This window comes from Streptomyces sp. NPDC051913, assembly GCF_044593635.1.
In the GTDB taxonomy this organism is placed as follows: domain Bacteria; phylum Actinomycetota; class Actinomycetes; order Streptomycetales; family Streptomycetaceae; genus Streptomyces.
Genome location: NZ_JBIUCI010000002.1, coordinates 225552 through 245825, shown reverse-complemented (window position 1 = coordinate 245825; position 20274 = coordinate 225552). Strand labels below are relative to the sequence as shown.

The window sequence follows — 20274 nt, the reverse complement described above, 5'->3', positions numbered from 1 at the left end:
TGGAGGGGTCTCATGCGAGGTGTCGATCCGGCCTGGCTGCCGGACGAGGTGTTCCGGCCGATCGGCACCCGGCGGACGCTGGTCCGCGGCTCGGGCCCCCTGGTGGAGACGGTGTACGGGGAGGTGGCGGAGGCCTGCGCACGGTTCGGGGGCGGTGTCTCGCGTGCACCCGGTTCGCACGACCTGCTGTTGGAGCTGACCGCCGACGACGGCTCCGAGTCGTTCACCTACGCACGCGGGGACGGCCTGACGACCGTCACCGCGTCCGGCGCCCGCGGGCTGCTGTACGGCTTCTTCCATGTCGTCCGGCTCGGTGAGGACGCGTTCCTCCCCGAGCCGACGCGGGAGACCCATGAACCGGCCGTGGGGCTGCGCATGCTGGACCACTGGGACAACGTGGCCGTGCATCCGGTCATGGGCCAGGTGGAACGGGGTTACGCGGGCGGCTCGTTGTTCTGGCAGGACGGGCGGGCGCGCGGGGATCTGGAGCGGGTGGCGGCGTACGGCAGGCTGCTGGCGTCCTGCGGGATCAACGCGGTCGCCGTGAACAACGTCAACGTGCACGCGGCGGAGGCGCGACTGCTGACCGACCGGATCGGTGAAGTCGCCGCACTGGCGGAGGTGTTCAGGGCCTACGGCATCCGGACGCATCTGTCCGTCACCTTCGCGGCGCCGGTCGTGCTCGGCGGACTGTCCAGCGCCGACCCGCTCGACCCGGGGGTGCGGGCGTGGTGGGCGGAGGCGACCGCACGGGTCTATGAGGCGATACCGGACTTCGGCGGGTATGTGGTGAAGGCCGACTCGGAGGGACAGCCCGGCCCCTTCGCGTACGGCCGCAGCCACGCCGACGGGGCGAACCTGCTGGCCGCCGCACTGGAGCCGTACGGCGGCACGGTCCACTGGCGTGCCTTCGTCTACAACCACCACCAGGACTGGCGGGACCGTACGACCGACCGGGCGCGGGCCGCGTACGACCACTTCACCCCGCTGGACGGGGAGTTCGCGGCGAACGCCGTGCTCCAGGTGAAGCACGGGCCGATGGACTTCCAGGTACGGGAACCGGTCTCGCCGCTGATCGGCGCGATGCCGGGGACACGGCTGGCGGTGGAGCTTCAGGCCACACAGGAGTACACCGGGCAGCAGCGGCACGTGTGCTGGCTGGGGCCGATGTGGAGCGAGGTGCTGCGGTTCGAGGAGGAAGAGGGCGCGTCCGTCGGGGAGTTGGCGCGCGGCGGGCTCGTCGCCGTGTCGAACGTCGGCGACGACCCGTTCTGGACCGGACATCCCCTCGCCCAGGCCAACCTCTACACCTTCGGGCGGCTGGCCTGGCGGCCGGACGCGGATGTCCTGGAGATCCTCGACGAGTGGATCCGGCTCACCTTCGGGGCGGCCCCCGCGGCGGGGGTGCGGGCGGTGCTGGCGGGGTCGTGGCGGACGTACGAGAAGTACACCGCTCCCCTCGGGGTCGGTTTCATGGTGCAGCCCGGGCATCACTACGGGCCGAGCGTGGACGGGTACGAGTACAGCCCTTGGGGGACCTATCACTTCGCCGACCGGGACGGGGTCGGGGTGGACCGCAGTGTGGCGTCCGGTACCGGGTTCTCGGGGCAGTACGGCAAGCGGTGGGCCGAGGTGTACGAGACGGTCGCGTCCTGTCCCGACGAGCTGCTGCTGTTCTTCCACCATGTGCCGTACGGGCGGGAGTTGAGGAGCGGCAAGACCGTCATCCAGCACATCTACGACACGCACTTCGAGGGGGTCGACGAGGTCGAGGAGGCTCGGCGGGTGTGGGACGCGCTGGCCGGGCTCGTCGATCCGGTGCGGCATGCGCGGGTGGCCGAGCTGTTCGAGGAGCAGCTGCGGAGTGCGCGGGAGTGGCGGGATCAGATCAACAGCTACTTCCTGCGGAAGTCGGGGGTCCCGGACGAACGGGGGCGGATTATTCACTGACAGATCTTGTCCGGGGTGCTTATGATGCCGCCGATGAAGAACTTCTCCTCGTTTGGATTGGGGGACTCGTTCGCTACAGGTGAGTGCTGATGGCAGCCCACCTCGCGAACGGGATTCCGACCCGCCTGTTGATGTGGCAGCGCGTACGTGAGTACGCCGTGCCACCGTCCATGATCGATACCTCGACGGCCCGGCGTACCGCCGGTGACTGGGCGGGCGCCTGCGCCGCCGCCCGGGTCGACGTCGATCTCGATCTGCGCGCCGTACGTCAGCGTCACGGCACTGAAGTCACCGCCCGGCTCCGGGCGGATCTGCGTCGGCTGGCGCCGGATCTGCTGCGCTGGCACATGCCCAGGATCGCCCCCGACGGGCGGCTCCGGCCTGGCCTCACGCTCTCCCTGGCCCGGTACCGGACCGCCGGTGACCTGCCGGTTCAACTGATGGTGCGGACACCTCCGGCCTGGGCGGACGCCGGGCAGCGGATGTCGCTGGCTCTGTGGGAGGAGTCCGGGGGCAGCCCTGCGGGGCACCATCCGCATCCACATCCCGACCGGCGCTTCCGGCTCGATCTGCACCGGCATCTGTGGGACGCCGGGCACAGTGGCGAGCTGGCGCGGCGATCCGCCGTGGACCTGGACTCGTCGTGGGCCAGGGCGCGTTGGGCCGCCGAGGCGGAATTGCTGTGCCAGGCCGAGGGCCGCTCTCGCGGGGCGTTCACGGTACGGCTCGACGCGCGGCGTCGTGCCGTACTGGAACTGGTCGCCCCCGACGACAGCCATGCGCCGACGTTCCGGCGGCTGGCACGGGAGCTGCCGTCGCAGGAGGTCGCGGCGCTTCCGGTGCTGCCGGAGGCGGCGGCCCGGGTCCTGCCGGATCTGGAGCTGCTGCGGGCCGGGCTGATCTCGGTCGGTCGGCTGCATCCGCTGGTCGGCGCCGCGCTGCCCCGGTACGGCTCGGGATCCGCGAGCGCCGTCCCCATCGCCGGGACGCGCGATCCGCATCGCGTGGAGTGCCGGGGCGAGGTCCATCGGATCGCGCTGCGCGACGGGGTGCTGTCCGCCGTCGACCACGACCCGGCCCAACTGCGCCGTGAGGAGCTGCTGGTGGCGCTCGGTGGGCCGCCCCTGCCCTGTCTGCGGGCGATCGACGCGGTGCATCGCACCCCGGAGGCGCTCCCGGCGGTCCGCGATCGACTGCGCCACGGTGATGTCGTCGGGGCGCTGAACGTCGTCGAGGGGCTGCTCGGTCCCGGGGCCGTTCTGCGCGACGGACCGCTCCGGGAGGAGCTGGAGTCGGCCGCGATCCATCGTGTCGATCACGGGCTGTATCGGTCGGGGCTGGTCGACGAGCACCCCGCGGCCGACGTGGCCGAGGAGAGCCGTCGTCCACGGCACGACCGTCGGATGCCTCATGAGATGCGCCGCAAGCTGAACCGTCGGACCAGGCCGCGCAACGGTCTGACCCTCTGACCCTCGACTTCCCTTTCCCCAGGTCCCGTTCCGGGCCTGCTCACACCCCTCAGGTGATGCCCATGACTTCGCACGCCCTGCTGCCCGCCAACCCCCGACTCGCCCTGGCCGACGACCTCCTGAAGCTGCTCCGCACCACCGACACCGAACCCCGCCCCGACGACCAGCTCGAAGCCCTCACCCTGGCCGTCGCGGCGGACCTGCCCGTGCTCCTGTGGGGCGAGCCCGGCATCGGCAAGACCGCGGCGCTGACCCAGCTCGCCGACTCGCTCGGCCTGCCCCTGACGACCGTGATCGCCAGCGTCCACGAGCCCACCGACTTCTCCGGACTGCCCATCGTGGGCGACGACCCCGCGGTGCAGGGCGTGCCGATGGCACCGCCGCAGTGGGCCGTCGAGCTGGTACGCGCCGGGCGGGGACTGCTCTTCCTCGACGAACTCTCCACCGCCACCCCGGCCGTGCAGGCCGCCCTGCTGCGGGTCGTGCTGGAGCGCAGGGTCGGCGCGCTCCAACTGCCGCCGGGGGTACGGATCGTGGCCGCCGCCAACCCGCGGGCGTCGGCGGCGGACGGGTGGGAGCTGAGCCCGCCGCTGGCCAACCGGTTCGTGCACCTGTACTGGGTGCACGACCGGGACGTGGTGGTGCGGGGGCTCGGCGGGGTGTGGCCCCGGGCCGAACTGCCCCGGCTGGATCCGCGGCGGCTGGCGGAGGCGGTGGAGTTCGCCCGGCGCGCGGTCTGCGGCTTTCTGCAGGCCCGGCCGACGCTGATCCACCGGCTGCCCAGCACGGAGACGCGGCGCGGCGGAGCCTGGCCCTCGCCGCGCAGCTGGGAGACGGCCCTGACGCTGCTCGCCTTCGGCACGGCGGCCTCCGTCTCCCGGGAGGTGCTGGCACTGCTCGTGCGGGGCGCGGTGGGCGACGGGCCGGGCCTCGAACTGCTCGCCCACCTCGACCGGATGGACCTCCCCGACCCGGAGTCGCTGCTGGCCGACCCGCCCACCGCCGAGCTGCCGGAGCGCGGCGATCTGCGGCAGGCGGCGCTGGAGGCGGTGGTCGCGGCGATCGGGGCCCGGCCGGAACGGGACCGGTGGGAGGCGGGCTGGGCGGTGCTGGTCCGGGCGATGGAGACCGGCGCCCCGGATCTGCTGGTCGCCCCGGCCAAGGCACTGGCCGCGCTGCGGCGCGACGACTGGGAGGTTCCGGCGACGGTGGAACGGCTGGCCAAGGTCGTGGGCATCGCCGATCGGGCGGAACGGTCGGTGCGGCGGGTGGAGGCCGGGCTGGGGGTGGGCCGATGACGGGGGCGGTGAAGCGACCGGTACCACGCCCCATGTCACCGCCTCCTCCACCGCGCCCGGTACGGGCCACGCTGCCGCACCCACCCAGAGGCTCGGGCACGAACGCCGACCTCCCCCTGGACATGGAGAAGTTGCTGGCCGCTCGGCTGCACGCCGTGAAGGTCCGCCCGTATCTCGCGGTGGCCCTCTTCGCGCTGCACATCGTCGAGGACCGGTCGGTGCCGACGATGGCGGTCGACGCGCACTGGCGCTGCTATGTCTCGCCCGCCTTCGTGGCGGGCATGCCGGTGGAGGAGCTGGCGGGCGTCTGGGTGCACGAGGTGTCCCATCTCCTCCGGGACCACCACGGGCGGGGCGAGCGTCATGCGCGGGAGCACGAGGAGTACGGCCCCGGGGATCGGCTGCGGCGCAACATCGCCGCCGACTTCGAGATCAACGACGACATCTACGGCGATGGTCTGCCCCGCCCCACCGGGGTCGTTCTGCCCTCCCTGCTGGGGCTGAGCAACGGCCTGCTGATGGAGGAGTACCTGCGGACGTCGTCCATGTCCGGGCTCGCCTCCCATCTGGCCTGGCTGGACTGCGGCAGCGGCGCCGACGGACAGGCGCGGCCCTGGGAGCTGGGCGCCGACGGGGCGAACGGGCTGACCCGGCAGCAGCGGGACGCGGTGCGCTTCCGGGTCGCCGAGGGGATCAAGGGCAAGCCCGGTGACGCCCCGGACGGCTGGCGGCGCTGGGCGGACGAGGCGTTCCATCCGCCGCAGCCGTGGCGGCAGTTGCTGGGTGCGGCGATCCGTTCGGCGGCCGGTGCTCCAGGGGTCGGCGAGAACCACACGTACCGGCGTCCGTCCCGGCGTTCGGCCGCCGTCCCCGGGGTGCTGCTGCCGAGTCTGCGCCGCATTCCGCCCCGGGTGTGCGTGGTGATCGACACCTCGGGGTCGGTGAGCGACGCCGAGCTGGGCAGTGCGCTGCTGGAGGTGGCGGCGATCGTGCGGGCCGTGGGCGGGCGGCGCGATCTGGTGTCGGTGATCTCCTGCGACGCGGCGGCGGGGCTCGCCGCCCCGCTCTGCCGGGCCGAGGACATCGAGCTGATCGGCGGTGGCGGGACGGATCTGCGCTCCGGCTTCTCCCGGGCGCTGCGCTCCCGGCCCCGCCCGGACGTGATCGTCGCCCTCACGGACGGCCAGACGCCCTGGCCGTCCGAGCCGCCGCCCTGCCGGACGGTCGTCGGGCTCTTCCCACGCCACGGCGGCACGGCGGACGAGGACGACCCGGACTACGTCCCGGACACCCCGCCGGCCTGGGCGCGGGTCGTCACCATCAACTGAGCGGACGCAGGACCGCCACACCGAGCGGGTCCAGGGACAGGGGTCCGCCCTGCTCGATCCGCTTCCCGGTGAGGAGGTCGGTGACCGTGGCGTGGGCGGTCAAGTGGGCTGTTTCGGAGGCGTGATTGAGGAGGAAGAGGAGGCGGGTGCCGTCGGGGGCGACGCGGGTCGCGGTCTCGACGGCGCGGTAGTCGGCGTAGGGGCCGAGCAGGTCGTGGCGGGTGAGGACGCGGCGGATCACCTGGTCGACGCCGGGTTGGTCGAGGGCGGTGGCGACGTACCAGCCCTCGCCCTGCCCGAAGGCGTTGCGGGTCACCGCCGGTGTGCCCGCGTAGAAGTCACCGCCGTACGTGGCGACCGGCTCGGCGCCGCGCGGCTGGACGATCTCGAAGACCAGGCGGGCCTCGGTCCCCAACTCCGGTATGGATTGGGCGACTTCCGCCGGACGCGAGTCCCACTCGTCCACCCGCACGCCCATCAGGGGCGCCAGCGGACCCGGCACGTCGGTCAGGAACGCGCGGTCGTGTGCGTCACCGCGGCCCGAGAGGAAGGTGGTCAGGACGGTGCCGCCGCGCGCGGCGACCGCTTCGAGGCGGCCGGCGAGGTCGCCCTTGACCAGGTGGAGGACGGGGGCGAGGACCACGTCGTACGGGGTGAGGTCGGCGCTCTGCGGTACGACGTCCAGGTCGGCGCCGGCCTCGCGGGCGGCCCGGTAGTAGGCGTGCACGACGTCCTGGTACTTGACCAGCCGGGAGGGGCCGTCGGAGATCTCCAGGGCCCACCAGCTGTCCCAGTCGAAGATCAGGGCGGTGCGGGCAGGGGTGCGGGCGCCGAGGGTGGCGGCGCCGAGTTCCGTGAGTTCCCTTCCCAGGTCGGCGACTTCGCGGAAGACCCGGGTGTCGTCCCGCCCCGCGTGGCCGATGACCGCGCCGTGGTACTTCTCGCAGGCGCCTCGCGAGGCGCGCAGCTGGAAGTAGAGGGCGGCGTCGGCGCCGTGGGCGATGGCCTGGAAGGTGGCGAGGCGCAACTCCCCCGGTCTGCGCAGCGGGTTCACGTCTCGGCAGGCGGTGGTGGACGGGGTCTGCTCCATCACCCAGAAGGGGGCGCCGTCCTTGAGGCCGCGCATCAGGTCGTGGGCCAGGGCGGGCCAGGTCGGCGGGGCGTCGAGGGGCGGGTAGCTGTCCCAGGACGCGAAGTCGAGGTGGGGTGCCCAGCGGTGGTAGTCGAGGGGGCGAAACATGCCCATGAAGTTGGTGGTGACGGGGGTCTCGGGGTCGTGGCGCCGGATCACCTCCTTCTCGGCGAGGAAGCAGCCGAGGAGTGCGTCGGTGGTGAAGCGGAAGTAGTCGAGGGTGATGCCCTGGAAGGCGGTGTGGTCGGGGCCCCGCCAGTGCTCGGTGAGGGCGCTCGGCGGCTCGATCTCGGCCCAGTCGGTGTAGCGGTGCGACCAGAAGGTCGTCCACCAGGCGTCGTTGAGGGCGTCGAGGGTGCCGTACCGGTCGTGGAGCCAGTCCCGGAAGGCGTCGGCGCACAGTTCGCAGTAACAGGCGCCGCCGTACTCGTTGTTGATGTGCCAGGCGAGCAACGCCGGGTGGTCGGCGTAGCGTTCGGCGAGGTGTCCGGCCAGCGCGGTGGAGAGTCTGCGGTAGGCCGGTGAGCTGGGGCAGAAGTTGTGCCGCTGGCCGTAGCGGTGCCGGCGGCCCTCGAAGTCGGTGCGGTTGACCTCGGGGTACTTCTTCGCGAGCCAGGGCGGGAGGGCGGCGGTGCCGGTGGCCAGGCAGACCCGGCGGTCCTCGGCGGCGGCGCGGTCGAGGATACGGTCGAGGACCGTGAAGTCGTAGGTCTCCTCGGCGGGTTGGGTGAGCGACCAGGAGAACACCCCGACCGTGAGGGTGTCGATGCCGGCCCGGCCGAAGAGGCGGTGGTCCTCGTCCCAGACGTCCTGCGGCCACTGTTCGGGGTTGTAGTCGCCGCCGTACGGGATCTTGCCTGTCATGCGGTGAAGTCCCTCTCGGTCTCGGCGATCACCGCGCGGCTGCCGTGCAGCAGGGACAGCAGCAGCGGGGCGGCCAGCAGGGCGGGCAGGGCCTCGGTCAGCAGGGCGGTCCCCGCGGCGGTCAGGACGAGCAGCGAGGCGGCCGCGAGGGTGGCACGGGGCTGCCGGAACAGGAAGTACGCGGCGAGCCGGGCGGTGTCGCGGGTGCGGAAGCTGAACAGCGAGGTCAGGACGAGGGCGTGGGCGCCCCAGAGGAGGGAGCCGAGGCCGACCGCCCCGAGCAGCACCGCCCACCAGCCGGGCAGTCCGGTCGCGGAGAAGTGGGTGAGCGTGAAGGCGATGACCGTGAGCCAGGCCAGCAGCGGCGTCCACAGCCGCAGCGCGGGCAGCGCGTTGAGACGCCAGCCGCGCCGGTAGGCGCGGGCCGGGTGGAGGTCGGTGAGATCGCGGTCGCGGTGGTGGAGGGCGTAGACGGCGGCGGAGGCGGCCGGGCCGAGCGGGAGTAGGCATAGGGCGGCCAGGGGGAGGTTGGCGGGGTCGGGACCCAGCAGGAGCAGACCGGCCAGGCCGGGCGCGGCGGCGAGCAGCAGGAGGGCGCCGACCGTGACGAGGGTGTGGATGAGGGCGGCGGCGCGGGAGAGCGGACCGATGCCGAAGGCGGCGGAGGGGGTGGGGGAGGTCATCGGGGCTCCTTTCGCAAGGGTTCTGGTGAACGCTGGTGCGCTGTCGCGCCCCGACAGGGGCGCGGGGCCGTATCGACATGCGGCTCCGCCGCGGGGCGCGACCAGCCCCCACCGGCCCCCGGACCACTCACGGCTCCTCCACCGCAGCGCCCAACAGACGCCGCTCATCCGCCCACACCGGCGCCTCCTCCACCACCGCACTCACCTCGACCAGCGTCACCTCATGGCGACTCAACGTCAGATCCAGCTCCACCCGCCCCTCCGCCACCGGCAGCCGCAGATGCCGTCGGGCCGGTTCGGCCGCCTCATGGAGTACGTCGAGCTGGCCCGCCCGGGGTGAGCGAGGGCTCCCCATCCGCTGCCAGGCCGTACGGGCGTTGCCGTGTTCCTCGTCCACGCTGGACCGCCGTACGAACGCCTCCCCCGCACCCTCAAGCGGCACCGACAGCTTCAGCCGGTGCTGTGCCGGCCCCGGCGTCTCCCCGCTCGCGTCGACCGGTGCCCAGGCGAGGACGGTGACACGGCCGTCGGTGTGCCGGGTGACCAGATGGTCGTCGCCGCGGGCGAGCAACTGCTCCCCCATCCGCGCCATGAACGCGTAGAGGTGATAGGTCGGCTTCTTCACCTGTCGGTGGGTGAGCAGCCCGAAGCCACCGTGGAAGAGGGCGGTCGGCGGACCGGCCTCCTCGAACATGTCGCTGAAGGTCCAGTAGGAGAAGGAGTCGACGTGGTCGCCGCCGTGCGCGAGGACGGGTGCCAGGTACGCGGCGTGGAAGGCGGTGTCGTGGACGGGGTTGTCGGGCCGGTATGAGGAGTTGAACTCGGTGATGTGAACGGGAAGTTCAGCGAGTCGGGTGCCCTTCAGAAGGTCCCTGGGCGTGGCGAACTGGTCGAGGAGGTGCTGGGCGGGCGCCAGCGTCTGATGGACGCCGAAGGGCACGTGCCGTGCCGGGCCCGAGGTGTAGGCGTGCTTGGACACGAAGTCGACCGGCACGTCGCGCCGTTCCGCGAACTCCGCGAAGCGGCCGAGCCATTCGTCCGCGCCGGGTGAGATCGCCGGGCCGCCGACCAGCAGCTCCGCGTCCACGTCCTTCACCGCGCCCGCCGTCACCTCGTACAGCTTGTGGTACGCATGTTCGTCCGCGTTCTCCCAGAAGTCGGGCAGGTTGGGCTCGTTCCAGACCTCGATGGGCCAGGTGCGCACCTCGTCCAGGCCGTAGCGGTCGACCAGGTGGGAGAGGGTCGCCCGGACCAGGTCCGCCCACTCGCCGTAGGACCGGGGAGGGGTGACATTGCCCCGCCACCAGAAGACCGTCTGCTGCCCGGACGCCAACTCCTCGGGCATGAAGCCGAGTTCGAGAAAGGGCCGGATGCCGAGTCCTAGGTAGGCGTCCACGACCTGGTCGACGTAGGTGAAGGAGTGGTGGACGCGCCGGACACCCTCCCACTCGTAGGGACGGTGGACCGCCATGCCGTCGCTGAGCAGGCCGTGCCCTCGGATGCAGCGGAAGCCGATGTCGTCCTGGAGCAGCTTCAGGGAGTCCTGGTAGTCGCGGCGCAGGGCGAGTTCGATGCGGCCGGTGCCGACGCAGTGGCGCCAGGCGTCGGAGAGCCGGCCGATCGGCTGGGCAGGGACGCGGATCACCCGTTCTCCTTCTTGAACCGGTCGTACGCCTTGTTGTGCAGGTCGACCAGCTGCTGCATGTTCTTCGCCTTCAACTCGGAGACGTACTGGTCCCATTCGGACATCGGGCGCTTGCCGAGGACGAACTGGAGGGTGTTCTGGATGGCGGTGTCCTTGAGCGGGGTGTCCCACAGGGTCGCCTGTTCCTGCTCCACCGACTGCAGGGGGTGGGCGGGGTCGATGGGGAGCTGGGTGCGCTGGGCCATGGCGTCCTGGAACTTCTTCTCGTCCGGGCTGAAGTTGGAGGAGACCAGGGCCCAGCTGCCGCCGTAGGTGAAGACGCCGTTGAAGAAGCCGAAGTCCTTCTGGAGGTCCTGGGGGGCGTCCGGGTCGGAGCCCATGAGGGTGATGCCGGGCTTCAGCTGGAACTGGTCGCCGGACCGCGTGTACGTGGTGCCCTCGACACCCCACTTGCAGAAGGTCTGGCCTTCGTCGGAGTACCAGAGCCAGTCCACGAACTGCATCATCGCGACGAAGCTGTCGCTCTTGAGCGCCTTGCTGGAGACCATGATGCCGTTCTCCAGTCGGGCCCCGCTGAGGACGATCGGTCCCGCCGGGCCGAGCGGCACCGGGATCATCTCGATCTTCGAGCCCTTGACCTGCTTCTCCAGGTTGTAGCGGTAGTTCTGCACCAGCTCCTGCGGATTGGCGCTGATGACGTACGACTTCTCGGCCAGCAGCTTCTGCACGGCCTGGTCGTCCTGCTGGGTGAAGCTCTCCGGGTCGAGCAGCTTCTCGGCGACGAGCTTTCTCATGAATTCGACCATCGCCCGGTAGTCGTCCTGCGCGGCCGTGAAGACGAACTTCCGCGCCTTGGTGTCGAAGGAGATGTTGTCGTAGTTCCAGCCCGCCTTCACGCCGTAGGCCTGACCGAGGTAGCCGAACAACGCCCCGCACGGGAACGGGGTGTTGACGCTCCAGCGGTCGGTCCACGGGTACTTGTCGGGGTACTCCGACTTGAGCGCCTTCAGGACGTCGTACACCTGGTCCCAGGTCTCCGGCAGGGTGAGGCCCAGCTTGTCGAGGGTGTCCGTGCGGAAGGACATCGAGTAGCCGGACTTGACCTTCTCGTGCAGGCCGGGCAGCAGGTAGTACTTGCCGTCGGACTGGCGTATGGAGTCGAGCTCGGGTTCGAGCTTCCACCTCTTCACCTTGTCCTGGAAGTTGGGCATCAGGTGCACGTACTCGCTGACCGGGAGGATCGCGCCCGAGGAGACGAAGGGGACCTCGCCGGGGTGGTAGGTCTTCGGGATGAGGAAGGGGGCGTCGCCCGCGCCGATGAGGACGCCGCGCTTCTTCTCGTAGTCCGCGAGCGGGACGTCGACCGGCTTGATGGTGATGCCGGTGCGCTTGGTGACCTCCTTCCAGAACAGCCAGCTGCTCTTGTACGGGTAGTTCGGGTTGTTGTTGTGCAGCATCGAGAAGGACAGCGGCTTCGCGGCCTTGAACCGCTGGCCGGCGCGGTACTCCTTCATCGCGCCGTTCTGCTTCTTGGAGAGGTCCTTGCCGTCCCCGCCGTCGTCGCCGCTGCCGCAGCCGGTGAGGGTGGCGAGACCGATGAAGCCGGCCGCGGCCAGGATCTGACGCCGCGACAGCTCTCCTGCGTTCTTCACGGGAACTCCCTTGTTCCATGGGTGAGTCGGGGGGATCAGCCCTTGACGGCGCCGAGCATCACGCCCGAGACGAAGTAGCGCTGGACGAACGGGTACACGCAGAGGATCGGCAGCGAGGTGAGCACGATGGTCACCGCCTGGATGTTCGCGCCGACCTGGCTGAGCTGCTCGGTGCCGGCACCCGCGTTGGAGCCGCCGGTAGCGCCCAGGATCATGTTCCGCAGATAGACGGTGACCGGCATGAGGTCCGAGCTGTCCATGTAGAGGAACGCACTGAACCAGGAGTTCCAGAACGACACGGAGTAGAAGAGCACCATGGTCGCGACGACCGCCTTGGACAGCGGCAGCACGATCCTGAGCAGGATGCCGTAGGTGCTCAGCCCGTCGATCTGGGCGGCCTCCTCCAGCTCGGTGGGCAGGCTCTCGAAGAACGCCTTCATCACCAGGAGGTTGAAGACGCTGATCGCGTTGGGCAGCGCGATGGCCCACACGCTGTTCTTCAGCCCGAGGCTGGTGATCAGGACGTACTGCGGGATCAGACCGCCGGTGAAGAACATGGTGAACACGGCGATGCCGACCAGCGCGGTCCGGCCCTTGAGCTGCCTCTTCGACAGGACGTACGCGTAACAGGTCGTCAGGATCATGGCCACGGCGGTCGATACGACCGTGTAGAACACGGTGTTGCCGTAGTTCCGCCAGAACATCGTGTCCTGGAACACGATCTTGTACGTGGTGAGGTTGAACCCCTTGGGCCACAGGGTGACCTCACCGGCCCGGATCTGGCGTTCCCCGCTGAAGGACCGGGCGATGATGTTGACGAAGGGGTACAGGGTCACCAGCACCACAACGGTGAGCACCACCCCGTTGACGCCCTGGAACACCCGGTAAGAACGGCTCGGCTTCACCACAGGCTGGTCCCCACTGTGCGGCGCGAGAGCTGGTTGGCGGTGGTGATCAGCACCAGACCGATGATCGCCTCGAACAGGCCGATGGCGGCGGCGTAACTGAAGCTGCTGGACTCGACGCCGGTCCGGTAGACGTAGGTGGAGATGACGTCGGCGGTCGGGTAGGTCAGCGGGTTGTACAGCAGCAGGACCTTCTCGAAGCCGACCGCCATGAACGTGCCGATGTTGAGGATCAGCAGCGTGATCATGGTGGGGCGGATGCCGGGCAGGGTGACGTGCCAGATCTGCTGCCAGCGGTTGGCGCCGTCGATGCGCGCGGCCTCGTACAGGTCCTCGTCGATGGTGGTGAGGGCGGCCAGGTAGAGGATCGCGCCCCAGCCGGCGGTCTGCCAGATCTCGGAGCCGACGTAGATCGTCCGGAACCACTCGGGTTCCTGGATGAACCGGATCGGTTCGTGGCCGAACCAGCCCAGCACGTGGTTGACGGGGCCGTCCGAGGCGAGCATCTGGAGGGTGATACCGGCGACGATCACCATCGACAGGAAGTGCGGGAGATAGGACACCGACTGCACGAACCGCTTCAGCGAGCGCCGGCGCACCTCGTTCAGCGACAGGGCGAGCACGATCGGGATCGGGAAGCAGAAGACGAGGGTGAGTCCGCCGATCCACAGCGTGTTGCGGAACACCTGCCAGAACGTGGGGTCGCTGAGGAACATGTCGACATAGCGCAGGCCGACCCACTGCTCGCCGAAGATCGAGCCGCCGGGCTCGAAGCGCCGGAAGGCGATGACATTGCCGAGCATCGGCAGGTAGCGGAAGACCAGGAAGAACAGCAGCGGCACCAGCGCGAGCGAGTACAGCTGCCAGTCGCGGCGCAGCGCCCGTCTCCAGGTGACGCGTACGGCGAGCTTCCGCGGCGGAGCGGGTGCGGGTGGTTCCTGGACGCCGGGCGGAGAGGCCGACTTGGTGGACGTGCTCATGCTCGGTCCTCTCAGGAGGGGCGAGGGGGGAGCTGAACCGAAACTTTCGAACCCTTACCGGTAACTTCGCGGCAACTTAAGGGCAGTCAGAAAGCGCTGTCAATGGGTGTAGCAGCGGCCTCTTGTTGCTCGTGCGCGGAGTTGAAGTCGTCCGCGACCGGGGTAGAACCCGGAAGCCAGGCGCAGTAATCTCCGCAAGTTTCCCTCTGCCGTCCGACTCCTGCGAGGTGTCCCGTGCCCGCGTTCGACCTGCCGCTGACGGAACTCGTGCACTACCGCCCGCTCCCCGAAGAGCCCGCCGACTTCGAGGAGTTCTGGCGCGAGACCCTCAAGGAGGCGGCCCAGGAGCAGGTGTTGGTGTCGGTGCGGCCGGTGGAGACCGGCCTGCGGCTGACCGAGACCTGGGACGTGACGTTCCGGGGCTTCGCGGGCGACCCGGTGCGCGCCTGGTTCAGCCGCCCGGCCGGGGTGCGGGAGCCCCTCCCCGCCCTCGTCGAGTACGCGGGCTACGGCCGTGGCCGCGGCCTCCCCCACGAGCGCCTGACCTGGGTGAACGCCGGTTACGCGGTCCTGCTCATGGACAACCGCGGCCAGGGCGACCAGTACGGCAACGGCGGTGCCACCCCCGACCCGCACGCCCAGGCACCCGGCGGCCCCGGCCCCATGACCCGCGGTCTGCTCGACCCCCGCGACTATCACTACCGCCGCCTCATCACCGACGCCGTGCGCGCGGTCACCGCGGTCCGCGCCCTCCCCGGCGTGGACGCCTCCCGCACGGTCGCGGTCGGCAACAGCCAAGGTGGCGGCCTCGCCCTGGCCGTCGCCGGGCTCGTCCCCGACCTGGCCGCGGCCCTGATCACCGCCCCGCTCCTGTGCGGCGTCCGCCGCGCCCTCGACCTCACCGACGCCCACCCCTACGGCGAGATCGGCACCTACCTCTCCGTGCACCGGGGCGCGGAGGAGGCCGCCTGTCGCACCCTGTCCTACGTCGAGGGCATCTCCTTCGCCCGCCGCGCCCACGCCCCCGCCCACTTCGGTGTCGGTCTGCGCGACACGGTCTGCCCGCCGAGCGGCGCGTACGCCGCCTTCAACCGGTACGCCGAGCTGTCCGGCAGCGGCCCGCGCACGGAGATCCACGCCTACCCGTACAACGGCCACGAGGGGGGCGACGCGGTCCAGGTGCGCCGCCAACTCGACTGGCTGGCCGCTCTGTTCAGCGAGTCGCCAGCGTGAACACGTGCAGGTCCGGATCGCGGGGCAGCCGCACGCCCACGATGCGCTTCCCCTCCGGCGCGCTGAACGGCTCGGTGGCGAACACGTACGTGGCGACCGGATCCCGGCCCCCGCCCGCGACGTTGCGGTACGCGGTCCTCGCGACGACCTCATTGCCGTACTGGACGCTGCCGCCGCCCCCACCGAGCGTCCAGTCGGTGAAGGCGAGGTCCACGGTGCCGGTGCTGCCGTCCGCGTAGGTGACGGTCGCGCGTCCCTGTCGACCACCGTTGACCGCGCTGCCGACGAAGGCCAACTGGTATGCGGGGGCGGCAAGTCGAATGGTCTGCCCGGCCGCGGAGGCGTTGTCCGGCCGCCCGTCCGGCGAGGCGGGCCAGCGGAAGCCGAGCCCGTCCCGCACCTCCCCCTCACCGCCCGGGCTCAGGCCCGCCGCGGCGAGGGCCTGGCGCGAATAGCTCCAGCCGCCCTCGTCGAAGTCGGCCTCGTCATGCCCGCCGGCGTCGTCCGAGGCCCCGATGGAGTCGTAGGCGGCGAGAAGGCTGCCGGGCGCGGCGACGGTGAGGAACACGGGCTGCTCGTACGAGTCCACGCCGACCTTCACGTCGTAGAAGCCCTGCTCGGCGTCCTTCGCGGCCCTCAGGGTGATCTCACCGAGCCCGTCAACGACGCTGCCCGCCGGGGGAGTTGCCGTGACGCCGTCCGGGGTCTCGACACGGAAGCGGACCCGCGGACCCGCCCCGCCGCTCAGCGCGAGGGCACGGATGCCGACCTTCACGCTGCCGCCCGGGGCGAGTGTCGCGGCGGTGGGCCCGACGCCGACCTGGTACGGCTGCTCGCCGGCCCGGAAGGACGGCGGGGCGGCGTCGGCCGCGGCGCCCCAGGCGGGGTCGGGCGTGCCGGAGAGCGTGTAGGTGAGGCGACCGCCGTCCCGCACGAAGGAGGCGGGCAGCCAGGGCCGGTCACTCACCCGTCCGTCGACCCGCAGGGTACGGACGTACGGCGTGCCCGCGGCGGCTCCCTCCGCGCTGATGGAGATGTCGTCGCCGTCCGGCCGGCTGATCTCGACGCGCGGGAACAGCGGTGCGGCGAGGACGAGTTCGGCCCGGGAGGGAACCTGCGGATACATGCCGAGTGCGGCGAAGACGTACCAGGAGGACATCGCCCCGAGGTCGTCGTTGCCCGGGATGCCACCCGGCCGGGTCGACCACAGCTGCCGCATGGCGGCGCGGACGGTCTCCTGCGTCTTGTGGGGGGCGCCGGCGTAGTCGTACAGGTAGGGCACGTTGATCGACGGCTCGTTGTCCAGCTCGGACTTCTCGCCGCCGCTCCCGGTGAAGGCCCAACTGCCGTCATCCGTGTGGAAGAAGGAGTCGAGCCGGTCGAGCGCCTTGTCCTTCCCGCCCATCGCGGCGAAGAGCCCGGCCGGATTGTGCGGGACCATCCAGGTGTACTGCGCCGCCGTCCCCTCCACGAAGCCGTTGCCGGTGGCCGGGGTGAACCCGGTGACCCAACTCCCGTCGGCCTTGCGGTTGGCGATGTGTCCGCCGGTCGGGTCGGCGGCGATGTTGAAGTTGTTCTGCCACCACTGCGCGCGCCGGGCGAAGTCGGCGGCGATGCCGTTCTCCCCGGCAGCCGAGGCCAGCTGCGAGAGGGCGAAGTCGGCGCCGGACATCTCCAGCGTCTCGGCGGCACCGCCCCAGGCGTTGGAGACGGACGGCATGTAGTGATGCTTCAAGTACAGGTCCAGGGATGGCCGTTGACCGGCGGAGAGGACAGGACGCCCGGCGGCGGACAGATCCTTCGCGGTCGGTACGGTCGCCGCCCGGACGAGCGAGTTCAGCGCTCCGGGCAGATCGAAGTCCGTACCGCCGAAGGCGTGGATGCCGGCCAGGGCGACGGCGGAGGGGTCGCCGTTCATGACGTGCGTCCCACTGGCGCCGTGCAGCCAGCGGTCCCAGAGCCCGCCGTTCTGCTCGGCGAGTTCGTACAGCGACTGGGCGATGTCCGAGCCGGTGCGCGGCTGGAGGAGGGTGAGCAGCTGGATCTGGTCGCGGTAGACGTCCCAGCCGGAGAAGGTGCCGTACTGGGCCCGCCGACCGGTCCTGTGCACCTCGCCGTCCGGGCCGCGATACCTGCCGTCGGCGTCGCTGATGACGTTGGGGTGGAGGAGGGAGTGGTACAACGCCGTGTAGAAGGTGGTGCGTTCGGCGTGCGTGCCGCCGCCCACCCGGATGGCGGCGAGGTCGTCGCGCCAGGCACCGCGCGCCGCCTGACGCACCTCGTCGAAGGTGCGGTACGGCGGGTTCTCCGCCGCCAGGTTCGCCTCGGCGCCGGCCCGGCTGACGTACGAGATGCCGACCTTGACGTTCACCGGCCCGGCCCCCCGCGCGAACTCGACGTATCCCCCCGCCCCCTTGCCCGCGACGGGCCGCCCCCTGTCGGCGAAGCCACCGGTGCCGCCGCTCGCCCGCAGGGACCCGGGGTCGAGCCGGTCGTCCCGCCAGGTGCCGACAGCCTTGAAGGCGCGGTCGAAGCGAGCGGTGAAGTGCAGGGTGTAGTAGGCGCGTTGGCCTTCGGGATCGAGGTGGCCGCAGAAGTTGCCGGAGGTGACGGAGCCGGAGACGGTACGGGTGCCGGGATCGATCTCGACCGTCGAATCGGTGGAGCCGACCTCGGAGTTGGCGGTACGGATCAGCAACGAGGCGGGGCGGTCGGCCGGGTAGGTGAAGCGGGCCGCGCCGGTGCGGGCGGTGGCCGTGAGGTCGGCGGTGACGCCGGAGGCGAGGGCGACCTTGTAGTGGCCGGGCTCGGCGGTCTCGTCGGCGTGCCGGAAGTCGGCGGCGTACACCGTGTCCCCGGTGTCGCTCGCGGGCGAGGAGGTGACCTGCCCGGCGTACGGGAAGAACGGGATGTCGCCACTGCCGCCCGCGCACCCCGTCCCGGACATGTGGGTGAGGCTGAAGCCCCGGATGCGGGGGGCGTCGTAGTGGTAGCCGCCGGGGGCCGCCGCGCGGGTGGCGTCGCCCCGGGTGTTCTCGGGGCTCCAGGAGAGCATGCCGAACGGGGTGACCGCGCCGGGAAAGACATTGCCGCCGTTCCTGGTGCCGATCAGAGGGTCCACGTAGGGGGTGGGGTCGTCGACGAGATCGGGAGGTGCGAGGGGGACGGCGGGCGCGGGGGCGACACCGGCGAACGCCAGGGCCAGAGCGGCGGCGAGCATCAGGGACTTCACACGCGCCAGCCGTACCACGGGGTGTCCCGGGCGCCTGTCCGACGGCACCGAGGAGCCACTCGGACGGGTCAAGCCAACTCGGTTGACGTCGCGGTTCATTGACGGGGTAGGCTGAGGTTCAGACCACTCGACAACGTTGTCCGAACGACACGTCGTCGCCGTCTTCAGCCACTCCACACCCGGGCAGGGACTCCCCCTCACCTGCCCGGCTCGCGGACCCGGTGGGGGTGTCCACCGGGTCCGCACCGGAGTACTCGCCGGACCTCAACCCTGCTCGGCGACGACCTCGGCGACCACCCGCTCCGCCCGCTCCACCGGCACGCCGACGGCGATCAGGCTCGCGACCGCCGCCTGCCGCGCGTCCCCCGACCAGAAGCCGGCGTTGACGCCCTCCAGGAGGCCGAGGGTGTACGCCTCCATGGCGGCGCTGAGCGCGGGGGCCGGGAGCCGGTCGTGGAAGACCCCCGCTTGCTGACCGCGCTCCAGGATCGCCCGGGCCGCCGCACGGGCCGGCGCCAGCGCCTCGGCCACCCGCTCCTGCCCCAGGTCCTGTGTCGCCAGCGACAGCAGCAGCCGGTATCGGTCGCCCTCGGGCCACACCGCCAGCACGAACCCGGCGAAGGCCCGCTCCGGGCTCTCCGTCACGTCCGGCCACCGCTCGGACACGGCTCGCAGAGCCGCCGACGCCTCCGCCGCGAGGGCCTCAAGGAGCGCCGCCCGCCCCGGGAAATGCCCGTGCACCGTACGCCGGACGACCCCGGCCGCCTGCGCGATCTCCTCCAGGGTGGCGTCCGGGTTCTGCCCGAGGAGCTCACGCGCGGCGGCCAGGATCTTCGCCCGGTTGGACCGCGCGTTGCGGCGGATCGGCTCACGGGGCTCGGACTTGGACATGGCGGCGACCTCGACTGGCAGAACGGGGCAGGGACGTACGGTCATCCTCACACGGCCGGGGACGGGGCTACTGGAACAGGGGGCTCGGCGTCACCACCGGTCGGGCACGGTGGTGACGGCGGGCGGTGCGTTCCTGAGGACCGGTGCGACCGCGGGGCGCGGGCCTGCCGGACCTCGCCGGTGCGGGTCGTCTGTGCCAGGCCGCGCCCACGAGGCGGCAGCCGCACATCGATACGCCCCCGCGCCCCTCAGGCGTCGCAGCTCTCACATCACTCGCATTCCGTGCCGCCCTTCCTCGTCGGGTGGCGTCACCGCCGGCCGGCGGGCAACGGCGGCTCGGCGTGGCGTGGGTGGCTCCGGCCCTTCACACAGGTGCGCCACACCGGCACGTCACATCGACCCACCCTGCGATGCTTCGCGCCCGCGTGACGGTGGCTGTCCCGGGTCCGGGCGCGGCTCCTCGCGGCCGCCCGCCAGTCGGCGCCGCCACCACAGGTCGGCCTGCCACTGGCGCTCGGCGGCGAAGGGGTCGGGGAGGGTGCGGCGCAGATACGTGGCGTCCAAGTCGGCGATCACGCGAGCGAGTTCGGCGCGGGGACGGGGCGGCAGCCGGGACAGGGTCTCGTCCAGTACGTCGCGGGCGTGCCGGACGTCGTCGAAGGAGCAGCCACGGCACGAACACTCCGAGTCCTGCGGATAGCGGGGGCGTCGGCCCTCGGGGCGCAGGAACTGCCGATAGCGCCGCAGGGCCCGGTCGGTGGCGCCGGAGTAGACGTAGTAGTCGTCCGGGAGCCCTTCAACGCGGGCTATGGCCAGGCTGGTTCGGGCGGAGAGGCCGTGGACACGGGCCGGGGGAAGGTCCCATCGCGGTGCGCGTGGGGGTCGAGCGGCGCGCAGCGCGCCGGGGCGCCTACGCGGCATCGCCCTTTCGGGACGCGGCGAGGGAGGTGATGTGGGTCATGAACGTCATGCGCGCCATCATGTCATCGCCAACGGGCCCGGCGGGCGGCGT

Annotated in this window: 14 protein-coding genes; 5 read left to right on the top strand and 9 right to left on the bottom strand. The window is 71.4% G+C overall.

Annotation, left to right across the window (positions count from 1 at the left end; genetic code table 11):
• Nucleotides 1-12 precede the first annotated feature (12 nt).
• The 4 genes from ACIHIX_RS06440 to ACIHIX_RS06425 all read left to right on the top strand — a co-directional run bounded on the left by ACIHIX_RS06440 (nucleotide 13) and on the right by ACIHIX_RS06425 (nucleotide 6045).
• Nucleotides 13-1950 (top strand): alpha-glucuronidase, encoded by a 1938-nt coding sequence (locus ACIHIX_RS06440; protein WP_399950594.1) that lies wholly within the window; start codon nucleotides 13-15, stop codon nucleotides 1948-1950.
• A gap of 89 nt (nucleotides 1951-2039) precedes the next feature.
• Nucleotides 2040-3419 carry a hypothetical protein gene (locus ACIHIX_RS06435; protein WP_399950592.1) on the top strand — a complete coding sequence of 460 codons (1380 nt, stop codon included), beginning with the start codon at nucleotides 2040-2042 and terminating at the stop codon, nucleotides 3417-3419.
• A gap of 62 nt (nucleotides 3420-3481) precedes the next feature.
• Nucleotides 3482-4717, top strand: coding sequence for an AAA family ATPase (locus ACIHIX_RS06430; protein WP_399950589.1), 1236 nt, complete (start codon nucleotides 3482-3484; stop codon nucleotides 4715-4717).
• A gap of 122 nt (nucleotides 4718-4839) precedes the next feature.
• On the top strand, nucleotides 4840-6045 hold the full coding sequence (locus ACIHIX_RS06425; RefSeq protein ID WP_399950587.1) for a VWA-like domain-containing protein: 1206 nt from the start codon (nucleotides 4840-4842) through the stop codon (nucleotides 6043-6045).
• Here the strand turns inward: ACIHIX_RS06425 and ACIHIX_RS06420 are convergent.
• From ACIHIX_RS06420 to ACIHIX_RS06395, 6 genes are all read right to left on the bottom strand, one after another.
• Nucleotides 6038-8041 carry a beta-galactosidase gene (locus ACIHIX_RS06420; RefSeq protein WP_399950584.1) on the bottom strand — a complete coding sequence of 668 codons (2004 nt, stop codon included), beginning with the start codon at nucleotides 8039-8041 and terminating at the stop codon, nucleotides 6038-6040. The two genes, ACIHIX_RS06425 and ACIHIX_RS06420, sit on opposite strands and share 8 nt — an antisense overlap.
• Nucleotides 8038-8724 carry a hypothetical protein gene (locus ACIHIX_RS06415; RefSeq protein WP_399950581.1) on the bottom strand — a complete coding sequence of 229 codons (687 nt, stop codon included), beginning with the start codon at nucleotides 8722-8724 and terminating at the stop codon, nucleotides 8038-8040. The genes ACIHIX_RS06420 and ACIHIX_RS06415 overlap by 4 nt, the downstream gene beginning before the upstream one ends.
• 127 nt (nucleotides 8725-8851) lie before the next feature.
• Nucleotides 8852-10369 (bottom strand): xylan 1,4-beta-xylosidase, encoded by a 1518-nt coding sequence (locus tag ACIHIX_RS06410; protein ID WP_399950578.1) that lies wholly within the window; start codon nucleotides 10367-10369, stop codon nucleotides 8852-8854.
• Nucleotides 10366-12021: an extracellular solute-binding protein gene (locus tag ACIHIX_RS06405; RefSeq protein ID WP_399950575.1), complete on the bottom strand. Its 1656-nt coding sequence runs from the start codon at nucleotides 12019-12021 to the stop codon at nucleotides 10366-10368. Before ACIHIX_RS06405 ends, ACIHIX_RS06410 begins: the two co-directional genes overlap by 4 nt.
• 35 nt (nucleotides 12022-12056) lie before the next feature.
• Nucleotides 12057-12929 carry a carbohydrate ABC transporter permease gene (locus tag ACIHIX_RS06400; protein WP_399950572.1) on the bottom strand — a complete coding sequence of 291 codons (873 nt, stop codon included), beginning with the start codon at nucleotides 12927-12929 and terminating at the stop codon, nucleotides 12057-12059.
• Nucleotides 12923-13906: an ABC transporter permease gene (locus ACIHIX_RS06395; protein ID WP_399950569.1), complete on the bottom strand. Its 984-nt coding sequence runs from the start codon at nucleotides 13904-13906 to the stop codon at nucleotides 12923-12925. The genes ACIHIX_RS06400 and ACIHIX_RS06395 overlap by 7 nt, the downstream gene beginning before the upstream one ends.
• Before the next feature lie 234 nt (nucleotides 13907-14140).
• Here ACIHIX_RS06395 and ACIHIX_RS06390 point away from each other — a divergent pair, with 234 nt between their 5' ends.
• Nucleotides 14141-15139, top strand: a complete 999-nt coding sequence (locus tag ACIHIX_RS06390) for an acetylxylan esterase (protein WP_399950566.1) — start codon at nucleotides 14141-14143, stop codon at nucleotides 15137-15139.
• Here the strand turns inward: ACIHIX_RS06390 and ACIHIX_RS06385 are convergent.
• From ACIHIX_RS06385 to ACIHIX_RS06375, 3 genes are all read right to left on the bottom strand, one after another.
• Entirely contained in the window at nucleotides 15120-18359 is a 3240-nt protein-coding gene (locus ACIHIX_RS06385; RefSeq protein ID WP_399951915.1) for a GH92 family glycosyl hydrolase, read from the bottom strand. The two genes, ACIHIX_RS06390 and ACIHIX_RS06385, sit on opposite strands and share 20 nt — an antisense overlap.
• A 276-nt stretch (nucleotides 18360-18635) precedes the next feature.
• Nucleotides 18636-19262 (bottom strand): helix-turn-helix domain-containing protein, encoded by a 627-nt coding sequence (locus tag ACIHIX_RS06380; protein ID WP_399950563.1) that lies wholly within the window; start codon nucleotides 19260-19262, stop codon nucleotides 18636-18638.
• 390 nt (nucleotides 19263-19652) lie between these two features.
• Nucleotides 19653-20183, bottom strand: a complete 531-nt coding sequence (locus tag ACIHIX_RS06375; protein WP_399950560.1) for a hypothetical protein — start codon at nucleotides 20181-20183, stop codon at nucleotides 19653-19655.
• Nucleotides 20184-20274: the final 91 nt, after the last annotated feature.